Origin of the sequence: Mesorhizobium sp. LNJC405B00 (assembly GCF_000502615.1) — a bacterium.
In the GTDB taxonomy this organism is placed as follows: Bacteria; Pseudomonadota; Alphaproteobacteria; order Rhizobiales; family Rhizobiaceae; genus Mesorhizobium.
Genome location: NZ_AYWC01000014.1, coordinates 30956 through 57625 on the forward strand (window position 1 = coordinate 30956; position 26670 = coordinate 57625).

Below are 26670 nucleotides of genomic sequence, written 5' to 3' on the forward strand. Positions count from 1 at the left end.
AGGGGGGATTGGTAGGGCTTGCAGATCAGCCGGATTGTGGCGGAATTTGGCGCTGCCCATAGGGCTAACGCGGCGTTGACATCAGTTGAGCCCCCTCTTATCTGTCCAACGACTTTGCGTCCAGAACCGTTTTCCGGGCGCTTTTTGTGTTTGTCCGCGTTTCACGCGGAATTGATGGGGCCGGCCGGCGCTCATCTCAAAATTGAGAATTCTATCGAAAGGACCATCGGATGGTCAGTCTCGGCGGTCTCGCCCGTAAGGTTTTCGGTTCCTCCAACGATCGTCGCGTAAAATCGACCCGGCCGCGTGTCGAGGCGATCAACGCCATGGAAAACGAGATGCGGGCGCTGTCCGACGCCGAGCTTCAGGCCCGCACGGAAAAATTCCGCCAGGATATCGCCAACGGCGCTACGCTCGATGACCTGCTGGTGCCGGCCTTCGCCACCGTCCGCGAGGCATCCCGCCGCGTGCTCGGCATGCGCCCGTTCGACGTGCAGCTGATCGGCGGCATGGTGCTGCACAATGGCGGCATCGCCGAAATGCGTACCGGCGAGGGCAAGACCCTGGTCGCCACCCTGCCCGTTTATCTCAACGCGCTTGCCGGCAAGGGCGTCCATGTCGTCACCGTCAACGACTACCTTGCCACCCGCGACTCCGAATGGATGGGCCGCGTCTACAAATTCCTCGGCCTCTCGGTTGGCGTCATCGTCCATGGCCTGTCCGACGAGGAACGCCGCGTCGCCTACGCGTCCGACGTTACCTATGCCACCAACAACGAGCTCGGCTTCGACTATTTGCGCGACAACATGAAGTATGAGCGCGCGCAGATGGTGCAGCGCGGCCACAATTACGCGATCGTCGACGAAGTCGATTCCATCCTGGTCGACGAGGCGCGCACGCCGCTGATCATTTCCGGTCCGCTCGAGGACCGTTCAGAAATGTACAACACCATCGATGCCTTCATGCTGCAGCTCGGCCCGGCCGACTACGAGATCGACGAGAAGCAGAAGACCTCGATCTTCACCGAGGAAGGCACCGAGAAGCTGGAAAACCTGCTGCGCGCGGCCGGCCTGCTCAAGGGCGAGTCGCTCTATGACGTCGAGAACGTCGCCATCGTCCACCACGTCAACAACGCGCTGAAGGCGCACCGGCTGTTCCAGAAGGACAAGGACTACATCGTCCGCAACGACGAGATCGTCATCATCGACGAATTCACCGGCCGCATGATGCCGGGCCGCCGCTATTCGGAAGGCCTGCACCAGGCGCTCGAAGCCAAGGAGCATGTGGCGATCCAGCCGGAAAACCAGACGCTGGCCTCCGTCACCTTCCAGAACTACTTCCGCCTCTACAAGAAGCTTTCCGGCATGACCGGCACGGCGCTGACCGAGGCCGAGGAGTTCGGCAACATTTACGGCCTCGAAGTCACCGAGATCCCGACCAATCTGCCGGTCATCCGCAAGGACGAGGACGACGAGGTCTACCGGACGGTCGAGGAGAAGTACAAGGCGATCGTCAAGGAGATCAAGGAAGCGCGCGCCAAGGGCCAGCCGACGCTGGTCGGCACCACCTCCATTGAAAAATCCGAGCAGCTGGCCGAGCGCCTGCGCAAGGAAGGGTTCAAGGATTTCGAGGTGTTGAACGCCCGCCACCACGAGCGCGAGGCCGCCATCGTCGCCCAGGCCGGCAAACCCGGCGCCATCACCATCGCCACCAACATGGCGGGACGCGGCACCGACATCAAGCTCGGCGGCAACGCCGAGATGCGCATCGAGGACGAACTGGGCGACATGCCTGCTGGTCCCGAGCGAGAGGCGCGCGAAAAGGAAATCATTGCCGATGTCGAGCGCCTGAAGGAAAAGGCGCTGGCCGCCGGCGGCCTCTACGTGCTCGCCACCGAGCGCCATGAATCGCGCCGCATCGACAACCAGCTCCGCGGCCGCTCCGGCCGCCAGGGCGACCCCGGCCGTTCGAAATTCTTCCTGTCGCTGCAGGACGATCTGATGCGCATCTTCGGCTCCGAGCGCATGGACGGCATGCTGCAGAAGCTTGGCCTCAAGGAAGACGAGGCCATCATCCATCCGTGGATCAACAAGGCGCTGGAAAAGGCGCAGAAGAAGGTCGAAGCGCGCAACTTCGACATCCGCAAGAACCTGTTGAAATACGACGACGTCTCGAACGACCAGCGCAAGGTGGTGTTCGAGCAGCGCATCGAATTGATGGACGGCGAAGGCCTGTCCGAGACGATCGCCGAGATGCGCGAAGGCGTCATCGAGGAGATCGTCACCAAGAACATCCCCGAAAACGCCTATGCCGAGCAGTGGAACGTCGCCGGCCTCAAGGCCGAGGTCGCCGAATTCCTCAATCTCGACCTGCCGNGAGCACATCGTCAACCTCGACCATCTGCGTTCGGTCGTCGGCTTCCGCGGCTACGCCCAGCGCGATCCGCTGCAGGAATACAAGAGCGAGGCGTTCGAGCTGTTCCAGGCGCTGCTCGGCAATCTGCGCCAGGCCGTCACCGCGCAATTGATGCGCGTCGAACTGGTCCGCCAGGCCGCCGAAGCGCCGCCGCCCGAAGCGCCTGAAATGTTCGGCAGCCACATTGACGGCACCACGGGCGAGGACGATTTCGAGGGTGGCGAGACCGCACTTCTGGTCCGCCAGGAGAGCAACGCCATCGTCGCTCCAGAAGACCGCGATCCGAACAACCAGGCGACCTGGGGCAAGATCGGCCGCAACGAAGCCTGCCCCTGCGGCTCCGGCAAGAAATACAAGCACTGCCACGGCGCGTTTGCCTGATTTCGAAGGCTAGGTCGGCGGGACAGCACCCCCCTCTGGCCTGCCGGCCTCCCCCTCAAGGGGGGAGATCAGCAGCTTCGGCGCCGTAACTTCTTTCAATTTCGACAATTGGCGAAAGCCACAGTGACAGCCAATCTCCCCCCTTGAGGGGGAGATGTCCGGCAGGACAGAGGGGGGTGCGAAGGATCGCGACCTCTCGGTCCAACCCTCGTCAAAACCTCACAACAACCCCGAATCGCGCGCGGTCGCTGTCGCCTCGCCGCGCGACACCGCATCCAGCTTGCCCAGCACCGCCGAGACATGGTGATCGACCGTCTTTGGCGAAATCGTCAATTGCTCGGCGATCCGCTTGTTGGAGAGGCCGCGTTCGATCAGCTGCAGCACCTGCATCTGGCGCAAGGTGAGGCCGGCGAGGTTGGCGCGCGTCGAGCGGCGCGGGCCGCGGGCGATGCCGCCAACGCCGTTCTTGCGCATGATGTCGCGCAGGCGCTGGGCTGCCGGCCTTGCCCCCAGGCCGTCAAAAATATCCAATGCCAGCCGCTGCCCCTCGTCGTCGCCGAGGATGAGCGCCAGTCCGCGCTCGTATGGCGCATTCAATTCGGCCCAGAGTGCCGAAGCCGAACGCCAGTCGCCGGTTAGAAGCAGCCGGTATGGTGTCGCCATGTCGGCGGTGTCGCCGGCCGGCATATCGGGAGAGAGCAATGTTCGCCACAGCGCCAGCTCCCCGACATGGGCACGCGAGCGCACCGGCGTTTCGGCGCGGGTGATCAGCGCCAGCGCCTCTTGCCTGTCGGCCAGGCCCAGCCATGCCTGCTCCGCCATCAGCGCCGCGTAAGAGCTCAGCATCTGCAGGTCGCCGCCGCTTCCGGCCAGACGCGCCATTTCGGCGAACAGCGGCTCGGCCGAGGGATCGCCGCGCCTCAGGCGCAGTTTCGCCAGTGCCAGCAGCGCCGGAAACCGGCCCACGGTGGTTGTCCGCTCATTGTCGATGACATCGCTTGCCGTCGCGGCGGCCTCATCCCATTGGCCCTGGCGCAGTTGCACATCGGCCAGCATGCCCCTGAGATAGTCGCGCCAGGTGCCGAGGTCGTTTTCGGTGCAATAGTGGATGCCGCTCTCAAGCACCGGCCGCGCCGCGTCGTAGCTCATCTGGGTGATCTCGAAACAGGCGCGGTTGGTGAAGGCGCGCGCGGCATGTTCCTGGAAATTGCCTTGGAGCGCAATTTCAAGGCTTTGGTCGAGGCGCAGGCGTCCGGCGGCCGGATTGAGCCACTGCTCGACGCAGCCGACATTGTTGAGGGCATGCGAGGCGATGTCGGGACGGTTCATGCGCGCAGCCAGCGCCGCTGCCTTCTCGCCATAGAACAGCGTGTCTTCCACCCTCTCCGAAAGCATCGCCAGATGCGAAAGGTTCGAATAGGCCATGGCGAGTTCCGGACCGGCGGGAGCCGCTTCCAGCATCGCCACAGCCTCGGCGCCGAAGGCGGCCGCCGCCTCGCGGTCATCGCCCATTTCGCTCAGCCGGGAGAGCCATCTCAGGCTGTCGCCCTCCTTCAGCCTGTTGCCGTGGGCCTGATGCAACCGGCGCGCCTGTCCCTGCGCTGCGAGCGCTTCATCGATCTTGCCGATGAGATGGCACTCGAAGGCATGACTTTCGTAGAGCGCGGCGCGCTCGATCACCGGCAGGCTGTCGGCCTGCTGCAAGGCGATCTCGTAATAGCCGGCGGCATCGCGATGGGCGCCGACGCGCGACGCCTCGCGCGCGGCGATTGGCGCAAGTTCGCGCACCGCCGCCAGATTGTGCGCCTCGACCGCATGATGCACCAGGCGGCCTGTGGAGACGTCGCCATTTTCGAGCAGCGCAGCCAAAGCGCGCTGGTTGAATTGCCGCCTGTGCGAGGTCGTCAGCATCATCTCGATGGCGCGCCGCGCGATGTCGTGCCGGAAGGCGTAGCCGTCGCCCAGATCGTCAAGCAGGCCGTTGGCGACACACTCGGCCAACTGGCCGGCGCTGGCGACGCCGCACAGGCCTTGCAAGGCCCAGGCGTCGGCGCGGCGCGGAAACACCGACACCGCGTCGAGCATGGCCCGGGCGCCAACCGACAGCCGCTCGGCCCGCGCCAGCACCGCGTCGCGCACGCTTGCCGGCAGTGCCATTTCGTTTTCGGCCGACAGCAATTCGGTGACGAAGAAGGCATTGCCGGCGGTCGCCCGGTAGATGGCGTCGCCATCGCGTCCGGCCGCATCGGCGAGCGACAGCACGGCCGCCTCGCTGAGCAGCGGCACGTCGATGCGCGCCACGCTGCCGGCCGGGATTTCGCCCAGGGCGCGGCGCACCCGCATCTGTCCCTCGCTGCGGTCGGTGCGCGCCGTGAGCAACAGCAGGATGTGGGTGTTGGCGATACGCCGGCCGAGGAAGCGCACGAAATCGAGCGTCGCATCGTCGGCCCAGTGCAGGTCTTCGATCACCAGCAGGCTCGGTCCCTTGGCCGCAAAGGCGTCGAGCGCATCGGAAAACAGCGGCAGTCTCTGCCCATGCCGGGCGTCGATTGCGCGCGGCAGCGCCCATTGCGCCTCACGGGCCAGATCGTAAAGCGGCCCCAGCGGATCGGGGATCGACAGATCCTCGCAAGCGCTGCGCAACATTGCCGCGCTCTGCCCGACACGGGCCGCGAACGCCTCGACAATCGCCGTCTTGCCAGCGCCGGCCTCCCCCGCCAGCACCGCGACTCGGCCATGGCCGCCTATTGCATCGCCAAGCAGTGTCTCCAGTTGCTGCAGCTGCGTCTGCCGTTCCAGAAGCATCATTGTCATCGTCTCACAGGATCGGAGTTTTCCCACCATGGCGGGCCGCTCACGATTAGCCCGTGAAGAAAGCGCCGCAATGTGACTTTGCACACATTGCCGTGCCTCTTTCCACAAAGAACGACGCCAATATAGGGAATCGTCCCGTCCAATATGGGGAATCGTTCCGATGCGCGGGCTGGGCCGGCGTGGTCAACGTCCAGCCGCGCTCCGATCGAGCGTGAACCAATGGAAAGGAAGCCTTCCATGCCTCGCTATCTGATTGAACGCACATTTCCGGACGGCCTCAACATTCCGATGACCGACATCGGCGCCACTGCGGTGGGCGGCGTCGTCATGCGCAATGCCGAAAAGGGCGTCACCTGGATCCAGTCCTTCGTCACGCCCGACAAGAAGCACAGCTTCTGCATCTACGACGCGCCGACGCCCGAAGCGATCCGCAGCACGGCTCAGAAAAACTCGCTGCCGGTCGACAAGATCACGGAGGTGCGGGTTCTTGACCCTTACTTTTACCTCTGATCCTGCGTCCGGTCGCCACGATGATGAGCATCAAACTGTCCTTCGCGGCCATGGCGAACTGCCTGATGGCCTGCCGCTCGGCGGAATCGGACCTGTCCTGGGAAAGACCGGCCGGCCAACCTCCGTGCTCGGCCGTCTATGGCGGTTCGCGTCGAAGCTGCCTGCGTATCTGTCTGAAAGGCGGCGCCTGCCCCCGGAAGGCGACTATCTGAGGCGCGACATCGGGCTCTCGGAGCGGGAAGCCCCGCAGGAATATTGGCAATATTACTTTTGGGATCATTGATTTTGCTGAATTTTTTAGCGCGGAGGTCAAAGCTCGGCAACCGAAGCGGCATATCCATCGCACAGCCGGCAGGGACAAAACTGTCCCCAATTCTTAAACCACGCCACCGGCGTTTCGGCATCGGCCGCCGTCGCCTCAAGCGTCAACAAACGAACGGAAGACCATGACCATAATTCTTTGGAAGACACGCTTCGCGGCCTTCGCCGCCATCTCGATCGCGGCCGGTGCGGCGCAGGCACACGACGCCAATCCGCTGGCCGAAAAGGTGCGCGCCGCCAACAGCCGCTTCGAAAATGTGGCAGCCGCCACCGCCGAAGGCTACGCGCCAATCCCTTGCGCCAGCGGCATCACCGGCGGCGCCATGGGCATCCACTATGTGAACGGCGCCTATCTCAAGGACGATGCCGTCGATGTCGCCAAGCCCGAAGCGGTGATGTACGAGCCGACGGCCGACGGCAGCCTGAAGCTGATAGCGGTCGAATACATCACCTCGAAAGGCCCGGCCTCGCTCGAAGGCCAGCTGTTCAACTTCAACAGCGCCCCCAACCGCTACGGCCTCGGCCCGTTCTACGAACTGCATGTCTGGGCTTGGAAACAGAACCCGACCGGCGCCTTCGCCGACATGAACCCGAACGTGTCCTGCGACGCGATGAAGGGGATGTAACGCCCCGACACCTCCGGCACCGGACACGCCCGGTGCCTGGCCATCCCCCTTGGCGGGGGAGGGGCGAGCGAAACGCCGACCGGCTCCCCAGTCTTCCCCGGCGTTCGCTCGCCCTTTTGTTTTGCCTCCGATGTGGCCAAGCCCGAGATGTCCGAGCCGACCGCCAGCGGAACGCGTTTCCATCTTCCTTGTGGCGTTGTGACCGCAACTATGCTATGGTTACGACTATGGTGTTGATTTGCGCCGACAACCCGCCGCTGAGGCGGGTTTTTCATTTTGCTGGGTGATTCTCTGCTGTTTGCTTAACGACGCCACTCCGGCCCAAGGCTGGCGTATCCGTTTCTACGCCGCCTTAAACGGCTGCTAGCAAATCCAGCCTCCGTTGCGAGGCTTCTACAAATCGGGTCAACTTGGTGGTGGTACACCTCGTTGGCCCGTTCCCTTTTGTGACTCGGAACACACCACACCGGGCAGAATGGGCCGATTCCGAGCATTTTAGCAAGTGCTAGTCTGTTCACTACTTGTTCACGTGGCGTTCCGTTGCCAGTAACCAGTCAAATCCGCGATGCCGAGTAATTGAGCGCGCCACCAAGCAGGGCTAATGCATTGCCCCCATTCGACCGGCGACGGTGGTCTTCAAACGAAGCGGCATGATTGGCGTACTAGAAAAGGTAGCGGTGCGAAACGTGGTGCTGACCGGCGACCGTCCGGCGCAACGGCTGAAATAGCTCTCGACTATGTTGGTATGCTTGCCGTGGCCGTCCCTGTAGCTCCGAGTGGTTGATGCGAGTCGAAGGCCTGCGCCGCCCCTCATCCGCCTGCCGGCACCTTCTCCCCGTATAGCGACGGGAGAAGGGAGCCCACCTGCCCACCCTTTCTTAATGTGTCTCCGCTACATCGAAACCTTGAAAAGAGGCGGAAAACGGAGAGACATCGGGGTGCGCTTTTCCGCGGCGACGACGGCCGGGCGGTTCTTGCCGCAGCGCTTGGCGCTGCGCATGAGGCCGTTGCTTGGCCGCATCGATGCGGTGCTGTTCACCGCCGACGAACGCGGCGAAGCCGGCCGCATGTCGCTGATCGCCTTTGCCATCCGCATCGTCAGCGCCGTCATCGCCTTCATCAGCCAGGTGCTGATGGCGCGCTGGATGGGCTCGTTCGAATACGGCATCTTCGTCCTCGTCTGGGTGACGATGGTCATCGTCGGCAACCTCGCCTGCCTCGGCTTCCACACCTCGGTCATCCGCTTCATCCCCGAATATCGCGAACGCAACATGCTGGCCGAGCTGCGCGGCATCGTGGTCGCCAGCCGCCTGTTCGTGCTGATTGCCTCGACCGCGATCGCCGGACTTGGCGCACTGGGCGTCTGGCTGTGCGCGAACTGGATCGAGAGCTACTATGTGATGCCCTTCATCCTCGGCCTGTTCTGCTTGCCGATGATCGCCATGGGCGATCTGCTGCAAGGCCAGTCACGCGCCAATTCCTGGGCGTTGTTTGCGTTGTCGCCGACATATCTGGTGCGGCCGGTGCTGATCCTGGCGCTGATGGCGCTGATGCTGGCAATGGGCTATGCGCCCGACGCCAGGACAGCGATCTTCGCCTCGATCGCCGCCACCTACGCCACCACGCTCGGCCAGCTCATCGGCGTGACCACGCGGATGGGCAGGAATATCCCGGCCGGGCCGATGAAGGTGCATTTCGCCGAGTGGTTCATCGTCTCGCTGCCGATCTTCCTGGTCGAGAGCTTCTTCTTCCTGCTCACCAACGCCGACGTGCTGATGGTCGGCGCCTATCTCCAGCCCAATGACGTCGCCGTCTATTTCGCCACCGTCAAGACGCTGGCGCTGGTGCATTTCGTCTATTTCTCCGTCAAGGCCGGCGTTGCCCAGCGTTATGCGCAGTTCACCCATGGCGAACCGGAAAAGCTCGCCGCCTTCGCCCGCGAGACCGTGTCGTGGACGTTCTGGCCGTCGCTGTTGATGGCGCTGCTGGTGCTGGCGCTCGGCGAACCGATGCTGGTTCTGTTCGGCCCGGAATTCACCGCCGGCTATCCGCTGTTGTTCCTGCTGGTGTTCGGCGTCGTGGCGCGCGCCGCCGTCGGCCCGTGCGAAAGCCTTCTGACGATGAGCGGCAACCAGAACATCTGCGCCGCCGTCTATGCCATGACGCTGGCCTTCAACATCGGTCTCAACGTGGTGCTGATCCCGTTCTTCGGCCTGTGGGGGGCGGCGATCGCCACCAGCCTCGCCATGGTCTTCGAGGCCAGCGCCCTGTCCTTCACCGTCTGGCGCAAGCTCGGCATCGTCATGCTGATCTTCGTGCCCGCCGCCAAGGGAGATGCCTGATGGCCGCCATCCCGCTGATCGAGGAAACCAGCGGCGGTCCGGCCGGCGCCATGGTGTCCGGCCTTGCCGGCCTGGCGCGCGACGCCGATCCGGCGCATCTCGAGATCCTCGCCAGCAACCGGCCGCTGCGCAAGCTGGCGATCTATCCGGCTTCGGCCGGCTTCGAGCTGGTCGAGGAACTCGACTTTCTGTGCACCCGCACGATCGAGCCCAACGTCTTCTTCAACCCGCGCTTTCTTGCGCCGGCCATGCCCCGGCTGGAAGATCGCGAGGTCAAGCTGGCGGTGATCCGCGACGGCGACGAATACCGCAACCGGCTGCGCCTGCTGGTGCCGTTCTCGGTCGAAAGGCCGGCCGTGCCGCTCGGCGTTCCGGTGATGCGCACCTGGTCGAGCCCGTTCGGCCCGATCGGCACACCGCTGGTCGACCACGACGACCCGATCGGCGTCGTCGAGGATTTCTTCGGCATGCTGTCGCGGCCGCATCTCAAGCTGCCGAAGGTCTTCGTGCTGCCCGACATGCGCCTCGACGGCCCATTGGCCAGCGTGCTGGCCACCGTTGCCGAGACGCGCGGCCTGACGATGGTCACCACCGGCAAGGCGGACCGGCCGGTGCTCGAAAGTACGCTCGACGGCGAGGCGTATCTGAAGGCATCGCTGCGCGCGCACCACTACCGCGAATTCCGCCGCCTAAAGCGGCGCCTGGGGGATCTCGGCAGGCTGGAACATGTCGTGGCGCGGGGACCGGACGAAATCCGCCACGCCATCGAAAGTTTTTTGACGCTGGAAGCCGCCGGCTGGAAGGGCCGCGAGCGCACCGCCATGGCCATCGACCGCTACCGCGCCGCCTTTGCCCGCGAAGCCGTGCACCGGCTGGCCGAGCACGACATGTGCCGCATCCATTCGCTGACGCTGGACGGCCGCACGATCGCCTGCCTGGTCGTCTTCGTCGAGGCCGGCGTCGCCTACACCTGGAAGACCGCCTATGACGAGACGCTGGCGACCTATTCGCCGGGCACGCTGTTGATGATCAAGGTGACCAGGCAGCATCTCGACGACCCCAACATTATGATGACCGATTCCTGCGCCGTGCCCGACCATCCGGTGATGAGCCGGCTGTGGAGCGAGCGCAAGCCGATGGGCTCGCTGGTGATCGGGCTGACTCCGGATGCCGACCGCCTCGCCCGCCAGGCAGCCTCGCAGTTGCATCTCTACCGCGAGACCCGCAACATGGCCCGCCTGCTGCGCAACCGCGTGAAGAGTTTGCTGGGACGGCGATAGCCACTGGATCAACGGCAAGACACCAGCTATGGGTCGGCGCGGCAATTTCGGCCGGCCTTCACGACAAGCCATCCTGATGATCAGAACCTTTTTGCGTCACGCCGGTCCCCGTGCGGCCTTTTCGCTGCTTGCACTGCTGCCTGTCCGCGCCTGGGCCGATAGCTGTCCCGAGGATTGCAGCGAGCCCGCGCCGTCCATCAACATCTACAGCCACACCGCCGCCGGCCATCTCAGCCCGGCCACGCTGGGTGCACTGCCGCGCGTCTATGTGCCGAACCGCTCCTCCAACAGCGTCACGGTGATCGACACCATGACGCTCAAGGAAGTCGACAGGTTCCCGGTCGGCAGCAAACCGCAGCACGTCGTGCCGTCATGGGACCTGAAGACGCTGTGGGTCGCCAACAATGGCACCGGCAAGAACGGCAGCCTGACGCCGATCGACCCGATGACCGGCAAGCCCGGCCCGCAGATCGCCGTGGACGATCCCTACAATTTGTATTTCATGCCGGGCGCGGCCATCGTCGTCGACGAAGCCCTGGAGCGGCTCGATTTCCGCGATCCTCACACCATGGCGCTGAAGTCGGCCCTGCCGACGCCCACTTGTCCCGGCATCAACCACGCCGATTTCTCCGTCGACGGCGCCTACGCGATCTTCACCTGCGAATACGGCAATGGCGGGTTGGCCAAGATCGACCTGAAGAACCAGAAGGTGCTTGGCCATCTCGACTTCTCGAAAATGGGCATGCCGCAGGACATCCGCCTCTCGCCCGACGGCAAGGTTTTTTACGTCGCCGACATGATGAATGACGGCGTGTTCCTCGTCGATGGCGACAGTTTCAAGGAGATCGGCTTCATCCCGACCGGCATCGGCGCCCATGGCTTCGTCGTCAGCCGCGACGGCAAGCGGCTCTATGTCTCGAACCGGGGCTCGCACAAGATGGAGCAGGGCAAGGCAAAGGGACCGGGCAGCGTGAGCGTGATCGACTTCGCCACCCGCGCGGTCGTAGCACTTTGGCCGATCCCCGGCGGCGGCAGCCCCGACATGGGCAATGTCAGCGCCGACGGCAAACAACTATGGCTGTCCGGCCGCTTCGACAGTGCCGCCTACATGATCGACACGACATCAGGCGCGGTGACCAAGTTTCGGGTTGGCTCAGAGCCGCACGGCCTGACGGTGTGGCCACAGCCGGGGCGGTATTCGCAAGGGCATACGGGGAATATGCGCTAAGTCCGTGTTCGAGGCGCGGCTCGAACGCAAAAGGTCGCAAGGGCAACCGCCCATCGGCCGGGACCCGGAACGAGCAGGGGCTTTCCTTGGAAACCGCGAAGCTGTAGCTCCACACACTGGTTTCGGATACTGCCAGAAGATGAACCTTCGCCGCATCGTCCTCATCGTCGCGCTTCTCAATCTTGCCTATTTCGGGATCGAGTTCGCTGTGGCGCTCGCCATTGGATCAGTGTCCCTGTTCGCCGACAGCATCGACTTTCTTGAAGATGCTTCCGTGAACCTCCTTATCCTGCTCGCACTTGGGTGGTCTGTGCGCTCCCGTGCGCGGGTGGGGATGGCATTGGCGCTCATCCTTCTCATGCCGGGTCTGGCAACGCTCTGGACGGCTTGGGAGAAGTTCAACGTGCCGGTGCCGCCGCAGCCCATCGCCTTGACCTTGGCGGGACTTGGCGCTCTCGCCGTCAACCTGTCCTGTGCCTACATGCTGGCCGCGCACCGGCATCGTGGCGGCAGCCTCACAAAGGCGGCCTTCCTGTCGGCCCGCAACGACGCCTTGGCCAACATCGCCATTATTGCCGCAGGGTTGGTCACGGCCTTGCTCTGGCATTCCGCGTGGCCCGATTTGGCTGTGGGATTGGGGATCGCGGTCATGAACGCCGACGCGGCCCGCGGAGTGTGGGAAGCTGCCCGTGAAGAACACCGTGCGGCGGCCTGAGAGCAGGCAGAGCTGGGCTGCCGGCCGCCGCTGATTGGCGCTCCTCGCTGTCATCCGCAGCAGCCGCGGTTGGCTCTGTGTCGAGGCACTGTTCGAACCCAAGGGGGTTCGCAAGGGCGACCGCCCGTCGGCCGGTCAGGCCGCCCATCGGAGCCCGTGAGCGAAGCGAACCGGCGTGAGATCAAAAATGGTGCCCCTAGCCGGAATCGAACCAGCACTCCTTGCGGAACTCGATTTTGAGTCGAGCGCGTCTACCAATTCCGCCATAGGGGCTCAGGCCCAAAGGCCTGGATGGGCGCGGACTATACGGTTGGAGGCCTGTTCGTCAACTGGCCAAATGCGCCGCCGTGCCCTGCTTGCGGCAAAAGCCCGCCTTTCTGTTTCATGACGCTCCTGCCATTGTGCGGCGCGGAAAATCTTTCTAGACAGATGCGCATCAAAGCGCGTTGCGTCTGGGCAACCTGCATCCAGGAGAGCCGATGCTTCGCGGACTTTACGACTGGACCTTGTCGCTGGCGGCCCGCAAATCCGCCGAATGGTGGCTGGCCTTCATCGCCTTCGTCGAAAGCTCGGTGTTTTTCATACCTGCCGACGTCTTGTACCTGCCCATGGCGTTGGCGCGGCCCGAACGCGCCTATCGGTACGCGCTGACCGCCACCGTTGCGTCCGTGCTGGGCGGCATTGCCGGCTGGCTGATCGGCTACTATGCCTACGACACGATAGCACGGCCGATGCTGGAGCACTTTGGCGGCCTTGACGCGTTCGAGAGGTGGCAGTCGGCCGGCACCGGGCTGATGCTGGTGCTGCTCGTCACATCGGGTGCCGCCCACCTGCCGCCGATCAAGGTGGTCACCATTCTGGCAGGCGCCCTCCACGTCAATCTTGTCGTCTTCATCGTCTCCGCCATCCTGGCGCGTGGCGCTCGTTTCCTGCTTCTTGCCTGGCTGCTGCGCCGCTATGGCGAGGAGATCAAGGAATTCATCGAGAAGCGTTTGGGATTGATCGTCGGCGCCGGCGCCGCCGCCCTGATTTTGCTCTATATCGTCGTCAAATACGCCTTCTAACCGCCCAAGGCGGGCGGTGGGTCAGGACTATGCCGGCGGACGGCGAATTCAACGGACGAAACATGACAGCCACGATGACAGCCGATACCGGACGCCAGCGGACGCGCACCGCTTTGTTTCTCGCCGTCGCCATGGCCGCCACGGTCGGCTCCGCGCTCGCCTTCCAGCACATAGGCGGCTACATCCCCTGCCATCTGTGCCTGGAGCAGCGCACGCCCTATTATATCGGCGCCCCGCTGATGCTGCTGGCGGTGATTGCCTCGATGCTTAGCGCGCCCGCATGGCTGACGCGCGGCCTGCTTGCCGTCGGCGGCCTGCTGATGCTCTATGGCCTCTATCTCGGCGTCTATCATTCGGGCGTCGAATGGGCCTGGTGGCAGGGCCCGGCCGATTGCACGGCCGGCGCCGGCCCGGTCGACACCGGCGGCAAGGGCGTGCTCGACGCGCTCGACAAATTCGTGCCGCCATCCTGCGACAAGGCAGCCCTTCGTATCCTCGGCCTGTCGCTGGCCGGCTGGAACGCCATCGCCAGCTTCATCCTCGCCGCCATCGCCTTCCGCGGCGCGCTGGCGCGCGACTAATCAAGTGCGAGGTCGCGCCATGCGGCCAGTCTCTAAATGTTGGCACCGCCCCTCATTGCCCTGCCGGGCATTTCTCCCCGTGTAGTGACGGGGAGAAAGACGCAGTCATCGATGGTTTCGCCAATCCCGAACGCTGAAAAAAGGGCGCCAGATTTGCAGCCAATTCCCTTCTCCCCGTCACAATACGGGGAGAAGGTGGCGGCAGCCGGATGAGGGGCAGCACCTGACATCGGCGATTGCCCTGGCAAGGCCGATCGGGCCAATCCCTACGGCTCCAACTCCACATCCCAGTAGAGATAATCCATCCAGCTTTCATGCAGATGGTTGGGCGGGAACAGCCGGCCATTGTTGTGCAGGTCGTGCACGGTCGGCTGGTAGGGCTTCTGCAGCGGCCACATCTTGGCGTGCGCCGGCATCATGCCACCCTTCCTCAGATTGCAGGGTGAACAGGCGGCCACGACATTCTCCCACGTCGTCGCCCCGCCGCGATGGCGCGGGATGACGTGGTCGAAGGTCAGATCCTCGGGCGTGCCGCAATACTGGCACTGGAAGCGGTCGCGCAGGAACACGTTGAAGCGGGTGAATGCCGGGTGCCTCGACGGCTTCACATAGGCCTTCAGGCTGACGACGCTGGGCAGCTTCATCGAAAAGGTCGGCGAAGACACCGCATGCTCGTATTCGGCGACGATGTTGACCCGGTCGAGGAACACCGCCTTGATGGCGTCCTGCCAGGACCAGAGCGACAAGGGGTAATAGCTGAGCGGACGGTAATCCGCATTCAGCACCAGCGCAGGAAGCCCATCCGGAGATACGGCAACCGTCACTTGTTGACCTCCTCGTTCTAGAACCGATCGGCGCGGATACTGTAAGCCCGACATGACAGGGATGTGAAGCGGATTGTCATCAGCCAAAAGCGGCAAAAATGCAGGATTTTCATGCTTTTTTACGGTTTCAGGCCGGAGGTGCTGCGTCCCGGCCCCTGGTTTCGCGATAATAGGACCAGAAAAGCCGCGATGCGACACCTCGCCACGGGCTCCATGATTCGGCCAGGGCGATCAGCGTTTTCTCCGGCGGACGCGGCTCGATGCCGAGCGCGTGGCCAACCGCGCTCTGCAGCGCGACGTCGCGCGCGGGGAAAATATCGGGGTGGCCGGCGGCAAACAGGAGATAGACTTCCGCCGTCCACGGGCCGATGCCCGGCACCGCGATCATAGCCGCGATCGCCTCTTCGGCGTCGAGCGAACAGAGGTGATGCAGGTCGAGCCCCTCAACCACGGCCTGCGCAACCGCGATCAGACCGCGCTGCTTCGGCCGCGACAGCCCAGCCTCACGAAACATGTCCTCGCCGGCGGCAAGGATCGCCTGCGGCGTTAGCGGATCGACCAGTTTCACCAGCCGGCCGAAAATGGCATCGGCGCTCGCACGGGATACTTGTTGCGAAACGATAATGGAGGCCAGGCTTCGAAAGCCGGGCTCCGACAGCCGCAGCGGCACCTCGCCGGCCATGCCGCGCACCTTTTCCAGGCGCGGATCGATTGCGCAAAGCGCATCCAGCCCGCGCGCAATATCGTCCAGTGTCGCGATGCGTTGCATGTTTTCTTGTTCCTGAACCGACCTCACGGTAGCAATTGGCAAAACCGCTGCACAACCCGATTGCCGCTTGTGAGATGACGCTCCTGACATTCCGCTTCGCGCCGAGCCCGAATGGCGAACTGCATCTCGGCCATGCCTATTCGGCACTGCTCAACCAGCAACTGGCGCGTGCGGCCGGCGGCCGCCTGCTGCTGCGCATCGAGGACATCGACACGATCCGCTGCACGCCTGAATTCGAGGCCGGCATCTTTCGCGACCTCGAATGGTTAGGTCTCGAATGGGAACAGCCGGTGCGGCGCCAGGCCGAGCATTTCTCCGACTATCAGGCCGTGCTCGACCGGCTGGTCCGCGAAGAACTCGTCTACCCTGCCTTTATGAGCCGTGGCGAGATCAGGGCCTTCATCGCCGACAGCGAAAAGCGCGGCCGCGGCTGGCCGCGCGACCCGGACGGCGTGCCGCTTTATCCCGCCGCCGACAAGGCGCTGCCGGTCAGCGAACGCAACCGCCGCATCGCCGAAAATGCGCCCTTCGCCTGGCGCCTCGACATTGATGCAGCGCTGGCGCGCGTCGGCACGGATTTGTCCTGGCGCGAATTCACCAACGAGACGCTTTCGGCGACGCAGCGTGTCGAGGCGCGTCCGCAGGACTGGGGCGACGTCATTCTGGCGCGCCGCGACATCCCGACCAGCTATCACCTGGCCGTCGTCGTCGACGACGCTCTGCAAGGCGTCAGCCATGTCGTGCGTGGCCGCGACCTCTATTCCGCGACCGGCATCCAGCGCCTCCTGCAGGAATTGCTCGGCCTCGGCCAGCCGCAGTATTTCCACCACCGTCTCATACTCGGTCCGGATGGGCGCAAACTGTCGAAGAGTTTTGCTGATACCGGCCTTGCCGTGCTGAGGCAGGCAGGCATGTCGCCGGACGAAGTCAGGCGGCTGGCCGGGCTATGACTAAAGCCGGGCCAGCCCCGCCTTGAGCAGCGCCAACGCGCCGATAAACGCGAAGGCGCCGCCCAGTCCCCAGGCAACCGCGAGCTTCAGATCTCTCAGGACGATGCCATGTTCGTTCGCGGCCATGACCGCGGCGAAAAAGCCGAGCGTGAACAGCAGCGTGTTGCCGGTCGACCCAAAACCGTCCTCCTGCATGATGGCGTCGAGCGCTGAGCCGAAGAAGAAGCCGAACACGGCCACACTGGCCACCGTCATCAACAGCCAGCTTGTATCGAGATGCAACAGCATGCGCGCTCCCTGTCGAAGCCAAAACGCCATGTCGCCGGATCGATCGACAGAAGTCGATTGCCCTGACGCCGCCCTTTGAATTCGGCCACCTCCTACATCAGGATGAGCTTATGTACCAATTGTTTCACTTTGCTTGCCGGATTGAACCGCATTAGAGCAATTGCCGTATTTGTCTCTTCACCGAATCGGACCTCTCCACCGGAAACGGCTTCCCCGAAATGCACAGTCTCAAGCGGTTCATCCCCGCCTCGTTTGTCGTCCTGTGGGCGACAGGTTTCATCGGCGCGCGCTACGCCATGCCCTGGGCGGAGCCCTTCACCTTTCTGGCAGCCCGCTTTGTCATCGCCGCCTTGCTGCTTGCCGGGCTGATGCTCGTGCTTGGCTCGAAGCGAGCCACAAGGGCAGAAGCGCTTCACGCCACGGTCGCCGGCATCCTCATGCATGGCATCTATCTCGGCGCCGTGTTCTGGGCGATCCACAGGGGCATGCCCGCCGGGCTTTCGGCGCTGATCGTCGGCCTGCAACCGCTGATCACCGCCGTGCTTGCCGGCCGGTTCCTCGGCGAGGACATCCTGCCGCGCCACTGGGCCGGCCTTGCCGTCGGCCTTGTGGGAGTGATCATCGTGCTGTGGCCGAAGCTCGGCGCTCTCGGCGGCGGCGTTACGCCCGAAACCCTGACGGCGTCGCTGGTCTCGGTGCTGGGCATGAGCGCCGGGACCATCTGGCAGAAGCGCTATGCCTCGGGTGGCGACCTGGTGGCGGCGACGATGTGGCAATATATCGGCGGCGGCTCGCTGATGATCCTGGCTTCGCTGGCACTGGAGACCCACACGGTGATCATCAACGGCGAACTGATCTTCGCCATGGCCTGGCTGGTCCTGGTGCTGTCGATCGGCGCCATCTTCCTGCTGATGGTGATGATCCGCGACGGCGAGATGTCGAAGGTCGCGTCGCTGTTCTACCTGGTGCCGGCCGTCACCGCTGTCATCGCCTGGGCGCTGTTCGGCGAACAGCTCAGCCTCGTGCAGATCGTCGGCATGGCAATCGCGACGCTCGGCGTCGGGCTGGCCACGGCTCGGCCAGCCAAAACCTAGCTGCCGACCCGTGCGCGCGCTTCGAGAAAGCGGCTGATCGCCGCATTGAGTTCGCCGCCGAGGATGAAGATCGCCGACAGCATATAGAGGAAAACCACGGCGATCATGATCGAGGCGAGGCCGGCATAGGTCGTCACATAGGACGAGAAATGGTCGAGGTAGGTCGCGAACATCGTCGAGCCGACAAGCCACGCAGCCAGAGTGAAGATGATGCCAGGCACCAGCGAGACAAAGCGGCGCTTGCCCGCCGGCAGCCAGTAGTGGACGGCAAACAAGCCACCAATGATGACGGTTGAGGCGATGACGTAGCGCCACAGCGTGATCGTGCCCGTATAGGGTTTGATCCACTCGAAATGAGCTTCCGCCAGCCGCGCCAGCAAAGGCGCAAAGACCAGGAGCACGCTGATCGCCAGGAAACCGGCCGTCGCGATCAGCACGAAGAAAATGCTCTGCACCCGGCGGTAGATGATGCCGCGCGTTTCGGCGACGCGGTAGGCGCGGTTGAGCGAGGTGCGCAGCGCCTCGATGCCGTTGGAGGCGAAATAGGCCGCCAGAAGCACGCCGTAGGTCAAAAGATCGGTGCGCCGCACGGTCAGCACGTTGAGCACCTCGCGCGCGATAGGCTTGGCGATCTGTTCGGGCCAGGTGTCGAAGACCAGGTGCACGGCAGTATCGGCGAACGCCTGCGCACCGAGGAAGCTCGCCAGCGTGGTGGCGAAGATCAGGAACGGGAACAGCGCCATCAGCGAAGTGATCGCCAGATGGCTGGCCATGGCCCAGCCGTCATCGGTGTTGAAATGGCCAAGCGCGTCATAGAGCACGCGGCGCAGCACGACGATATTCCGCATCAAGAGCCGCGTTCCCTTCGATTGTCTCGACGCCGCGAATATGGGAAGGGATTGTGGCAAATGGCAACCCTTGCTCAAACCACGATGCCGCCTGCCAAAGAGTTGCGCACCATCATCGTCACCGGCGCCTCGTCCGGGATAGGCGCCTACTGCGCCCGTGCACTGAAGGCGGATGGCTGGCGCGTGTTTGCAACGGCGCGGAAGCCTGAAGACATCGCCGCACTCGAAGCGGACGGCATGAAGGCGTTTTACCTCGATTACCGTGAGCCGGACTCTATCGAAGCCCTTGTGGGCTCGGTGCTGGAGCGGACAGGCGGACGCCTCGACGCCCTGTTCAACAACGGCGCCCATGCACAGCCCGGCGCCGTGGAAGACCTGCCGGTTGCGGCATTGCGCGAGCAGTTCGAGGCCAATTTCTTCGGCTGGCACGACCTCACCCGACGCATCGTACCGGTAATGCGTCGCCAGGGACATGGCCGCCTCGTTCATTGTTCCTCGATCCTTGGGCTCGCGCCGGTGCCTTTTCGCGGCGCCTACTCAGCCTCCAAGCACGCGATCGAAGGCCTGATGCTGTGCATGCAGCAGGAACTCAGGGGCAGCGGCATCCATGTCTCGCTGATCGAACCGGGGCCGGTGACCTCGAAAATCGCCAGCAACGGGCTGTTCTGGTTCTTGAAGAACATCGACCACAAGAATTCCGTCCACCACCTCGCCTATGCCTCGCAGCTGGCACGGCTTCGGGCCGGCGGCAGTTCATCGCGGCTGAAAAAGGGGCCGGAGGTGGTCTATGCGGCCTTGCGCCATGCACTTCTGTCGCGGCGCCCACGCCCGCACTATGTGGTAACAGTGCCGGCCAGGATCGGCGTGATGCTCAAGCGCATCCTGCCGGCATCGATGCTCTACCGCGTTCTGGCCAGACGCGCCTGACCGCAAGAGAACTGGGAACAGATCATGGCAACCGTCATCAAAGTCCTCCTCGTCCTCGTCATGGTCGCCGTGGTGATCGTGCTTGTCCGCGGCCTCATCAACATGATGCGCGGCGGCTCCGGTGTGAGCTCGAACAAGCTGATGCAGGCACGCGTGCTGCTGCAGGCGCTGGCGTTGGCACTGATCCTGCTGGTGGTGTATTTCACCCGCAAGTGACGGCCGTTCGGGAGGCGACGTGGTCAAGCTCAACAAGATCTACACCCGCACCGGCGATGACGGCACCACTGGCCTCGGCACCGGTGAACGCAGGCTGAAATCCGACCTGCGCGTCGATGCCTACGGCACCGTCGATGAAGCCAATGCCTGCATCGGCATCGCCCGCCTGCACACAGCGGCAACTTATCCCGCCATCGACGCCATGCTGTCCCGCATCCAGAACGATTTGTTCGACCTCGGCGCCGATCTCGCCGTGCCCGACGACGGCAAGCCGCTCGGCTACGAACCGCTGCGCATCATCGCCTCGCAGACCGAGCGCGTCGAAAAGGATATCGACCTTCTCAACAAGGATCTGCAGCCGCTCAAATCCTTCGTGCTCAATGGCGGCACGCCGGCGGCGGCAGCACTTCATCTTGCCCGCACCGTGGCGCGACGGGCCGAGCGGATCATGGTGGCACTGGCGCAGGACCCGGCCGAACATGTCAATCGCGAGGGGCTGAAATACATAAACCGCGTCTCGGACTTTCTGTTCGTCGCCGCTCGTGCGGTCAATGACAACGGAAATGCCGACGTGTTATGGGTGCCCGGCAAGAACCGCTGAATTTTCGAAGGCGGGAAAGGGCTTGGGGCATGTTCATCCCGCTTTACGACTCCAACAGGTTGCGCCACATCCGGCTGCAATATGTGACGATCGGCCTGATCGCGGTCAACGCGCTTGTGTTTCTCATCACCACGATCGGCGGCGAAAATTTCAACAACGCAGCCGTGCTCGGCTTCGGCTTCATTCCTTCGGTTGTCCACGACACGGCAGAACTCTCGCCCCAATTCGTCGTCATTCCCGAGAGCCTGAGTTACCTTACCTATGCCTTCCTGCATGCCGATATCTTTCATCTCGGCGGCAACATGCTGTTCCTGTGGGTGTTCGGCGACAATGTCGAGGACGCACTCGGCCACATCCGCTACCTCATCTTCTACCTGCTTTGCGCCATCGCCGGCGCCTTCTTCCAGGGGCTCGTCGCCTGGAGTTCGGAGGTTCCGCTGATCGGCGCCTCCGGCGCCATTGCCGGCGTCGTCGCCGCCTATCTGGTCCTCTACCCCCGGGTGAAAGTGTGGGTGCTGGTCTTTGCCCGCATTCCGCTGCGTATCCCGGCCTTCATCCCGCTGATCCTGTGGATCGGCTTCCAGGTGGTGATGTTTGCCGCCGGCGGCGAAAACCAGATATCCTGGGCCTGCCACATTGGCGGCATCATTGCCGGTGGCGTGCTGGTGCTCATCATGCGCAGCCGCGGCGTGCCGCTGCTCGCCGGTGACGACGGCGAGCCGCAACCCGCCGATCAGCCAGCCGCTTCTACTGGGCCGGCGCCAGCCGGTCCGGCTCCCGTGCAACCTGAGACGCGTTGGGGCCGGGGTGGCGCTTCCGGTCACAACTGAACCGATTTGAGTGGTTTGGCCGCTGCCGTGGCATATTGACGTGTTGCGTCGCCACAACTACGGAGAGCGCCACCGCTAGGCGGCAGAAGACCAGAATTCGTCCGGCCAGGATTCCGTTTGGCCGCAATTCAGTCAGGAATGTCGGCTTTCGACAACTCTGCGGAGGCGCACGCTGCTATAGCGCGCCCGGATATCTCAGGAGAGGTGACAGGCAAATGAAGATCCTTGTGCCCGTGAAGCGGGTTGTGGATGCGAACGTCAAGGTTCGCGTCAAGGCTGATGGTTCGGCGGTTGAACTCGCCAATGTCAAGATGGCGATGAACCCGTTCGACGAGATCGCGGTGGAAGAGGCGCTCCGGCTGAAGGAAGCCGGCAAGGCCGAAGAGATCATCGTCGTTTCGGTCGGCCCGCAGCAGGCGCAGGAAACGCTCCGCACCGCGCTCGCCATGGGCGCCGACCGCGCCATCCTGGTCAAGACCGACGAGCAGACCGAGCCGCTCGGCGTCGCCAAGGTGCTGAAGGGCGTCGTTGACGCCGAACAGCCCGGTCTCGTGATCCTCGGCAAGCAGGCGATCGATGATGACTCGAACCAGACCGGCCAGATGCTGGCCGCCCTGCTCGGCTGGGCACAGGGCACTTTCGCCTCCAAGGTCGTGATCGACGGCGACAAGGCCAAGGTGACGCGCGAAGTCGACGGCGGCCTGCAGACGGTGGAACTGAAGATGCCGGCGATCATCACCGCCGATCTTCGCCTCAACCAGCCGCGCTATGCCTCGCTGCCCAACATCATGAAGGCCAAGAAGAAGCCGCTCGACGAAAAGAGCCCGGCCGATTACGGCGCCGACGTCAAGCCGCGCCTGAAGGTGCTCAAGACCGAGGAGCCCAGCGGCCGCAAGGCGGGCGTGAAGGTCAAGAGCGTCGCCGAACTGGTCGACAAGCTGAAGAACGAAGCCGGCGTGCTCTGAGACTGGAAGGAACAGATAAAATGACCATTCTCCTCATCGCAGAACACGACAACGCAACTCTTTCCGACCAGACCGCCAAAGCGCTCTCGGCGGCGCTGCAGATCGGTTCGGACGTGCATGTGCTGGTGGCCGGCAAAGGCGCCAAGGGCGCTGCCGACGCCGCCGCCAAGCTCGAGGGCGTGAGCAAGGTGCTGCTGGCCGAGGCCGACGAACTGGCCGAGCGCCTCGCCGAACCGCTCGCCGCACTCGTTGTCTCACTGGCCGGCGCCTACGACACCATAATCGGGCCGGCGACCTCGTCGGGCAAGAACGTCTCGCCGCGCGTGGCGGCCCTGCTCGATGTCGCGCAGGTCTCCGAGATCATCGAAGTGGTTTCACCAGACACGTTCAAGCGGCCGATCTATGCTGGCAATGCGATCCAGACGGTGCAGTCTACCGACGCCAAGAGGGTCATCACTGTGCGCACCGCCTCCTTCCAGGCTGCCCCCGAGGGCGGCTCGGCAGCTGTCGAGACGGTGAAGGCCGCGGCCAATCCCGGCCTCTCCACTTTCGTCGAGAACAAACTCTCGGAAACCGACCGTCCGGAGCTGACCTCGGCCAAGATCATCATTTCGGGCGGCCGCGCGCTCGGTTCCTCGGAAAAGTTCCAGGAAGTCATCCTGCCGGTCGCCGACAAGCTCGGTGCAGCCGTCGGCGCCTCGCGCGCTGCCGTCGACGCCGGCTACGCCCCGAATGACTGGCAGGTCGGCCAGACCGGCAAGGTCGTGGCGCCTGACCTCTATATTGCCGTCGGCATTTCCGGCGCCATCCAGCACCTTGCCGGCATGAAGGATTCGAAGGTCATCGTCGCCATCAACAAGGACGAAGAGGCGCCGATCTTCCAGGTTGCCGATTATGGCCTGGTCGGCGACCTGTTCGTCATCCTGCCGGAACTGCAAAAGGCGCTTTGACGCTTTCTGCCAAAGCGTATTAAATTGTGAAAGGGTGGGGTAGACGAAGCTGCCCCACCCTTTTAGTTTGCACTGCACAAAAAGCAGGCCGCAAAGGCCTTTTCGACGGGATCGCTGCAAATGGCCAAGATCGAGACGATCGGCATCATCGGCGCCGGCCAGATGGGCGGCGGCATCGCGCATGTATCAGCACTTTCGGGTTTCAAGGTGCTGATCTACGACGTCTCGCCCGACCGTATCGAGAAGGGTATTGCCACGGTCAGCGGCAACATGGCCCGCCAGGTCGGCTCCGGCAAGCTTGAGGAAAAGCTGCGTAACGAAGCGATGGCGCGCATTTCCGCAGCCCCCACCATGGCTGATCTCGCCGGTGCCGATCTGGTGATCGAGGCGGCGACCGAGGACGAGACGGTCAAGCGCAAGATTTACGCGCAGCTCTGTCCCCAGCTCAACCCGGAAGCCATTCTGGCGACCAACACCTCGTCGATTTCGATCACCCGGCTTGCGGCGCAGACCGACCGTCCCGAGCGTTTTATCGGCATACATTTCATGAACCCCGTGCCGCTAATGAAGCTGGTCGAACTGGTGCGCGGCATCGCTACCGAGGATCAGACCTTCGAGGCGGCCAAGGCCTATGTGAAACAGCTCGACAAGACGATCACCGTCTCTGAAGATTTTCCGGCCTTCATCGTCAACCGCATTCTGTTGCCGATGATCAACGAGGCGATCTACACGCTCTATGAGGGGGTCGGCTCGGTCGATGCCATCGACACCGCCATGCGGCTCGGCGCCAACCATCCGATGGGACCGCTGCAGCTCGCCGATTTCATCGGCCTCGACACCTGCCTGTCGATCATGCAGGTGCTGCATGACGGCCTGTCGGATTCGAAATATCGCCCCTGCCCGCTGCTGGTGAAATATGTCGAGGCCGGCTGGCTCGGCCGCAAGACCGGGCGCGGCTTCTACGACTATCGCGGCGAGCATCCGGTTCCGACGCGCTAACCACCAGAACGAAAGTTCCGTGCTCCCTCAGGACGCCGCTGCAAGCGGCGGCTCTGCTTGGCCTCTTGACCCGGTATCGTCAGGCGCCACGGAAACACAGCCGCGGCCGGCGGCCTTGGCCGCATAGCAGGCAGCATCGGCCCGGGCGATGATCTCGTCGACTTCACCGCTGTTGCTGTGGATTGGCGCCAGCCCGATGCTGGCATCGATCGCATGCGGCCGGCCGTCCCAGCTGAACTGCAGGCCGCGGATGGCGTCGATGACCGAGCGTGCGGCAATCCTGGCGCCGGCGCTCGGCCCGGCTTTCAGGATGACCGCGAATTCGTCGCCGCCGAGGCGGGCCACGATATCCTCCGGCCCAAGCGCACCGCGAATGGCCTCGGCAACCCGCTTCAGCAAGGCGTCGCCGGCGGCGTGCCCGCCAGTGTCGTTGACCAGCTTGAAATGGTCTAGATCGATGAACATGAAATGATGTTCGCCCGCCGGCCTGGCTGTGCCGGCCTTGCGGCTCCGGTCGACCAGTTCCTCCATGGTGCGGATAAAGCTCGAACGGTTGGCAAGGCCAGTCAGCGCATCATGCGCCGCGGCATAGGCGAGCTGGCGCTGCAAGGCGCGCGCATCGGTGAAGTCCTGGAAGACAATGACAAGACCGCAGAACTCCTGGCGGTCGTTCATGATCGGCGACACCACCTGGCGGATGCTGCAGCGTGTGTCGTCGCGACGGATGAGGACGGCGCGACTGTTCTGGTCGACAGGGCTGGCGCTGCCGAGCGCCGGCCGCGTCATGCCGATCCTTTGCCCGGTTTCTTCGTCCACCGCCCAGTAGACATGGCCAAGCGTCTTGCCGAGCGCCTCCGCGCCAACAACGCCGGTGAGCTTTTCGGCGACCGGGTTCATGAAGGTGATGCGGTTGGCGGCATCGGTGCAGATGACGGCGTCGCCGATCGACTGCAGCGTCACCCTCAGCCGCTCCTTCTCGTCGGCCAGCATTGCCGCCGATACGATGAGGCTTTCCTCGGTTTGCTTGCGCTGGGTGATGTCGGTCAGGCTGCCGATGGCCCTGACCAGCCGTCCGTCCTTGTCGCGTTCGAGCGTCTTGCCGCGGTCGAGGATCCAGACCCAGTGGCCATCCTTGTGGCGCATCCGGAACTCGGCTTCGAAGAACGGTGTCCTGCCCTCCAGATGGGCACGATCGGCTTCGGCGACGTTTTCGCGATCGTCGGGGTGGATCATCGCCAGCCAGCGGTCGGGGTCGCCGTCCAGTTCGCCATCGGCATAGCCCAGCATCTTCACCCAGGTGGCGGAGTAGGTGGTGCCGCCCTTCCGCATATCAAGATCCCAGACGCCTTGTCCGGCGCTGGCCAGGGCAAAATTCCAGCGCGTTTCGGCTTCGGCTATGCGCGCCTCGGATTGCTTGCGCGCATCGATATCCTCGATCTGGGAGACCAGGTAGAGCGGGCTCCCGCTCTTCTCGTCGCGAATGACGGAACCGGCAAGATGGGCCCATACCGGCGTGCCGTCCTTCCTGAGGTAGCGCTTTTCGAAGTGGAAGGCGTTGACGGTGCCCGCCCGCATGCCGTCCATCGTCTCACGGCCGATCTGCACATCGTCGGGATGGGTGATCTGGAAGAAGGTCAGCGCCTCGATCTCCTGCTTGCTATAGCCGAGCATGGCGGCGAAGGCCGGGTTGGTTTCATGGATGCGGCCGTCGAGGCCGACAATGGCGATGCCGATCGCCGAATCCTCCATGGCGCGGCGGAAACGCTGCTCGCTTTCGGCGATCTGCCGGCGGTCGTCCAGTATCCGGTAAATGAACAGGGCGGCGAGAATCAGCGCAACGGCGGCGACCGGCACCGATATCTGCAGGCAGAGTTTCAGCACTTCGGCGCTGACATCGAGCCGCGACAGCAGGAGCGCGACCACGGCAGCGCAAAGCCCTCCGGCCGCAAGCACCAAAGCCACGTGACTGTCAGCCCGCAGGCTTTTTCGCTCTCGTCGCATCACTGTGCATGCCACCCCATGCGCAACACATTTCTGCAAAAAACACTGGATGATCGATTTTAAGGAAAGGTTGCGCCGGAGCCACCGGCAACACGGTGAACCCGCAAACAATTCCCGGCATGATTAAGGAT

Annotated in this window: 23 protein-coding genes, 1 tRNA gene and 2 pseudogenes; 18 read left to right on the forward strand and 8 right to left on the reverse strand. The window is 63.7% G+C overall.

Going from position 1 to position 26670, the window contains the following annotated elements:
* Positions 1-230 precede the first annotated feature (230 nt).
* Positions 231-2796, forward strand: a pseudogene (gene secA, locus X756_RS01000000165910) (preprotein translocase subunit SecA).
* Positions 2797-3015: 219 nt separating this feature from the next.
* Here the strand turns inward: secA and X756_RS142425 are convergent.
* Complete coding sequence (locus tag X756_RS142425) at positions 3016-5604, reverse strand: LuxR family transcriptional regulator (protein ID WP_031239264.1); 2589 nt, start codon at positions 5602-5604, stop codon at positions 3016-3018.
* A 243-nt stretch (positions 5605-5847) separates the two neighbouring features.
* Between X756_RS142425 and X756_RS142420 the strand changes: the two genes are divergently transcribed.
* Positions 5848-6120 carry a DUF4242 domain-containing protein gene (locus X756_RS142420; RefSeq protein ID WP_023685308.1) on the forward strand — a complete coding sequence of 91 codons (273 nt, stop codon included), beginning with the start codon at positions 5848-5850 and terminating at the stop codon, positions 6118-6120.
* A 446-nt stretch (positions 6121-6566) separates the two neighbouring features.
* Positions 6567-7067, forward strand: a complete 501-nt coding sequence (locus X756_RS142415; protein ID WP_023731048.1) for a hypothetical protein — start codon at positions 6567-6569, stop codon at positions 7065-7067.
* A gap of 525 nt (positions 7068-7592) precedes the next feature.
* Here the strand turns inward: X756_RS142415 and X756_RS1000000170075 are convergent.
* Positions 7593-7864: pseudogene (locus tag X756_RS1000000170075) on the reverse strand (transposase); the annotation flags it as partial.
* Positions 7865-8005: 141 nt separating this feature from the next.
* Between X756_RS1000000170075 and X756_RS142410 the strand changes: the two are divergent.
* The 4 genes from X756_RS142410 to X756_RS142395 all read left to right on the forward strand — a co-directional run bounded on the left by X756_RS142410 (position 8006) and on the right by X756_RS142395 (position 12632).
* Entirely contained in the window at positions 8006-9409 is a 1404-nt protein-coding gene (locus X756_RS142410) for a lipopolysaccharide biosynthesis protein (RefSeq protein ID WP_023731049.1), read from the forward strand.
* Positions 9409-10689: a GNAT family N-acetyltransferase gene (locus X756_RS142405; protein WP_023731050.1), complete on the forward strand. Its 1281-nt coding sequence runs from the start codon at positions 9409-9411 to the stop codon at positions 10687-10689. The genes X756_RS142410 and X756_RS142405 overlap by 1 nt, the downstream gene beginning before the upstream one ends.
* Positions 10690-10765: 76 nt before the next feature.
* Positions 10766-11917, forward strand: coding sequence for a YncE family protein (locus X756_RS142400; RefSeq protein WP_023685315.1), 1152 nt, complete (start codon positions 10766-10768; stop codon positions 11915-11917).
* 139 nt (positions 11918-12056) lie between these two features.
* A complete protein-coding gene (locus X756_RS142395; RefSeq protein ID WP_023731052.1) occupies positions 12057-12632 on the forward strand; it encodes a cation transporter in 576 nt (191 codons plus the stop codon).
* 188 nt (positions 12633-12820) lie between these two features.
* On the opposite strand, the gene X756_RS142390 is transcribed toward X756_RS142395, so the two are convergent.
* Positions 12821-12905, reverse strand: a tRNA-Leu gene (locus X756_RS142390).
* 206 nt (positions 12906-13111) lie between these two features.
* Between X756_RS142390 and X756_RS142385 the strand changes: the two genes are divergently transcribed.
* The gene (locus tag X756_RS142385; protein ID WP_023685316.1) at positions 13112-13696 is read left to right on the forward strand and encodes a YqaA family protein; all 585 of its coding nucleotides are present in this window, start codon (positions 13112-13114) and stop codon (positions 13694-13696) included.
* A gap of 62 nt (positions 13697-13758) precedes the next feature.
* Positions 13759-14277 (forward strand): disulfide bond formation protein B, encoded by a 519-nt coding sequence (locus tag X756_RS142380; RefSeq protein WP_023731053.1) that lies wholly within the window; start codon positions 13759-13761, stop codon positions 14275-14277.
* Positions 14278-14543: 266 nt separating this feature from the next.
* Here X756_RS142380 and X756_RS142375 read toward each other — a convergent pair whose 3' ends face one another.
* Together X756_RS142375 and X756_RS142370 are read right to left on the reverse strand one after the other, a co-directional pair.
* The gene (locus X756_RS142375) at positions 14544-15101 is read right to left on the reverse strand and encodes an HNH endonuclease (RefSeq protein ID WP_008874122.1); all 558 of its coding nucleotides are present in this window, start codon (positions 15099-15101) and stop codon (positions 14544-14546) included.
* A 127-nt stretch (positions 15102-15228) separates the two neighbouring features.
* A complete protein-coding gene (locus X756_RS142370) occupies positions 15229-15870 on the reverse strand; it encodes a DNA-3-methyladenine glycosylase (RefSeq protein ID WP_023685318.1) in 642 nt (213 codons plus the stop codon).
* Positions 15871-15944: 74 nt separating this feature from the next.
* On the opposite strand from X756_RS142370, the gene gluQRS reads away from it, so the two are divergent.
* A complete protein-coding gene (gene gluQRS / locus X756_RS142365; protein ID WP_023731054.1) occupies positions 15945-16820 on the forward strand; it encodes a tRNA glutamyl-Q(34) synthetase GluQRS in 876 nt (291 codons plus the stop codon).
* Here gluQRS and X756_RS142360 read toward each other — a convergent pair whose 3' ends face one another.
* Positions 16821-17108, reverse strand: coding sequence for a hypothetical protein (locus tag X756_RS142360; protein ID WP_023671677.1), 288 nt, complete (start codon positions 17106-17108; stop codon positions 16821-16823).
* A gap of 218 nt (positions 17109-17326) precedes the next feature.
* Between X756_RS142360 and X756_RS0135175 the strand changes: the two genes are divergently transcribed.
* The gene (locus tag X756_RS0135175) at positions 17327-18202 is read left to right on the forward strand and encodes a DMT family transporter (RefSeq protein ID WP_031195766.1); all 876 of its coding nucleotides are present in this window, start codon (positions 17327-17329) and stop codon (positions 18200-18202) included.
* Here X756_RS0135175 and X756_RS0135180 read toward each other — a convergent pair.
* Positions 18199-19050, reverse strand: coding sequence for a YihY/virulence factor BrkB family protein (locus X756_RS0135180; RefSeq protein WP_023671675.1), 852 nt, complete (start codon positions 19048-19050; stop codon positions 18199-18201). The two genes, X756_RS0135175 and X756_RS0135180, sit on opposite strands and share 4 nt — an antisense overlap.
* A 60-nt stretch (positions 19051-19110) precedes the next feature.
* On the opposite strand from X756_RS0135180, the gene X756_RS142355 reads away from it, so the two are divergent.
* The 7 genes from X756_RS142355 to X756_RS142325 all read left to right on the forward strand — a co-directional run bounded on the left by X756_RS142355 (position 19111) and on the right by X756_RS142325 (position 24538).
* The gene (locus X756_RS142355) at positions 19111-19977 is read left to right on the forward strand and encodes an SDR family oxidoreductase (RefSeq protein WP_084569963.1); all 867 of its coding nucleotides are present in this window, start codon (positions 19111-19113) and stop codon (positions 19975-19977) included.
* Positions 19978-20001: 24 nt separating this feature from the next.
* Positions 20002-20193, forward strand: a complete 192-nt coding sequence (locus X756_RS142350; protein ID WP_023671673.1) for a twin transmembrane helix small protein — start codon at positions 20002-20004, stop codon at positions 20191-20193.
* 19 nt (positions 20194-20212) lie between these two features.
* Positions 20213-20794: a cob(I)yrinic acid a,c-diamide adenosyltransferase gene (locus X756_RS142345; RefSeq protein ID WP_023731056.1), complete on the forward strand. Its 582-nt coding sequence runs from the start codon at positions 20213-20215 to the stop codon at positions 20792-20794.
* Positions 20795-20823: 29 nt separating this feature from the next.
* Positions 20824-21624, forward strand: coding sequence for a rhomboid family intramembrane serine protease (locus X756_RS142340; RefSeq protein ID WP_023731057.1), 801 nt, complete (start codon positions 20824-20826; stop codon positions 21622-21624).
* A gap of 215 nt (positions 21625-21839) precedes the next feature.
* Positions 21840-22589, forward strand: a complete 750-nt coding sequence (locus tag X756_RS142335) for an electron transfer flavoprotein subunit beta/FixA family protein (RefSeq protein WP_023686691.1) — start codon at positions 21840-21842, stop codon at positions 22587-22589.
* A 20-nt stretch (positions 22590-22609) separates the two neighbouring features.
* A complete protein-coding gene (locus X756_RS142330; RefSeq protein ID WP_023731058.1) occupies positions 22610-23539 on the forward strand; it encodes an electron transfer flavoprotein subunit alpha/FixB family protein in 930 nt (309 codons plus the stop codon).
* 120 nt (positions 23540-23659) lie between these two features.
* The gene (locus X756_RS142325) at positions 23660-24538 is read left to right on the forward strand and encodes a 3-hydroxybutyryl-CoA dehydrogenase (protein ID WP_023671668.1); all 879 of its coding nucleotides are present in this window, start codon (positions 23660-23662) and stop codon (positions 24536-24538) included.
* A 27-nt stretch (positions 24539-24565) separates the two neighbouring features.
* Here the strand turns inward: X756_RS142325 and X756_RS142320 are convergent, their stop codons facing one another.
* The gene (locus tag X756_RS142320; RefSeq protein WP_023731059.1) at positions 24566-26500 is read right to left on the reverse strand and encodes a PAS domain S-box protein; all 1935 of its coding nucleotides are present in this window, start codon (positions 26498-26500) and stop codon (positions 24566-24568) included.
* Between the last annotated feature and the right edge of the window lie 170 nt (positions 26501-26670).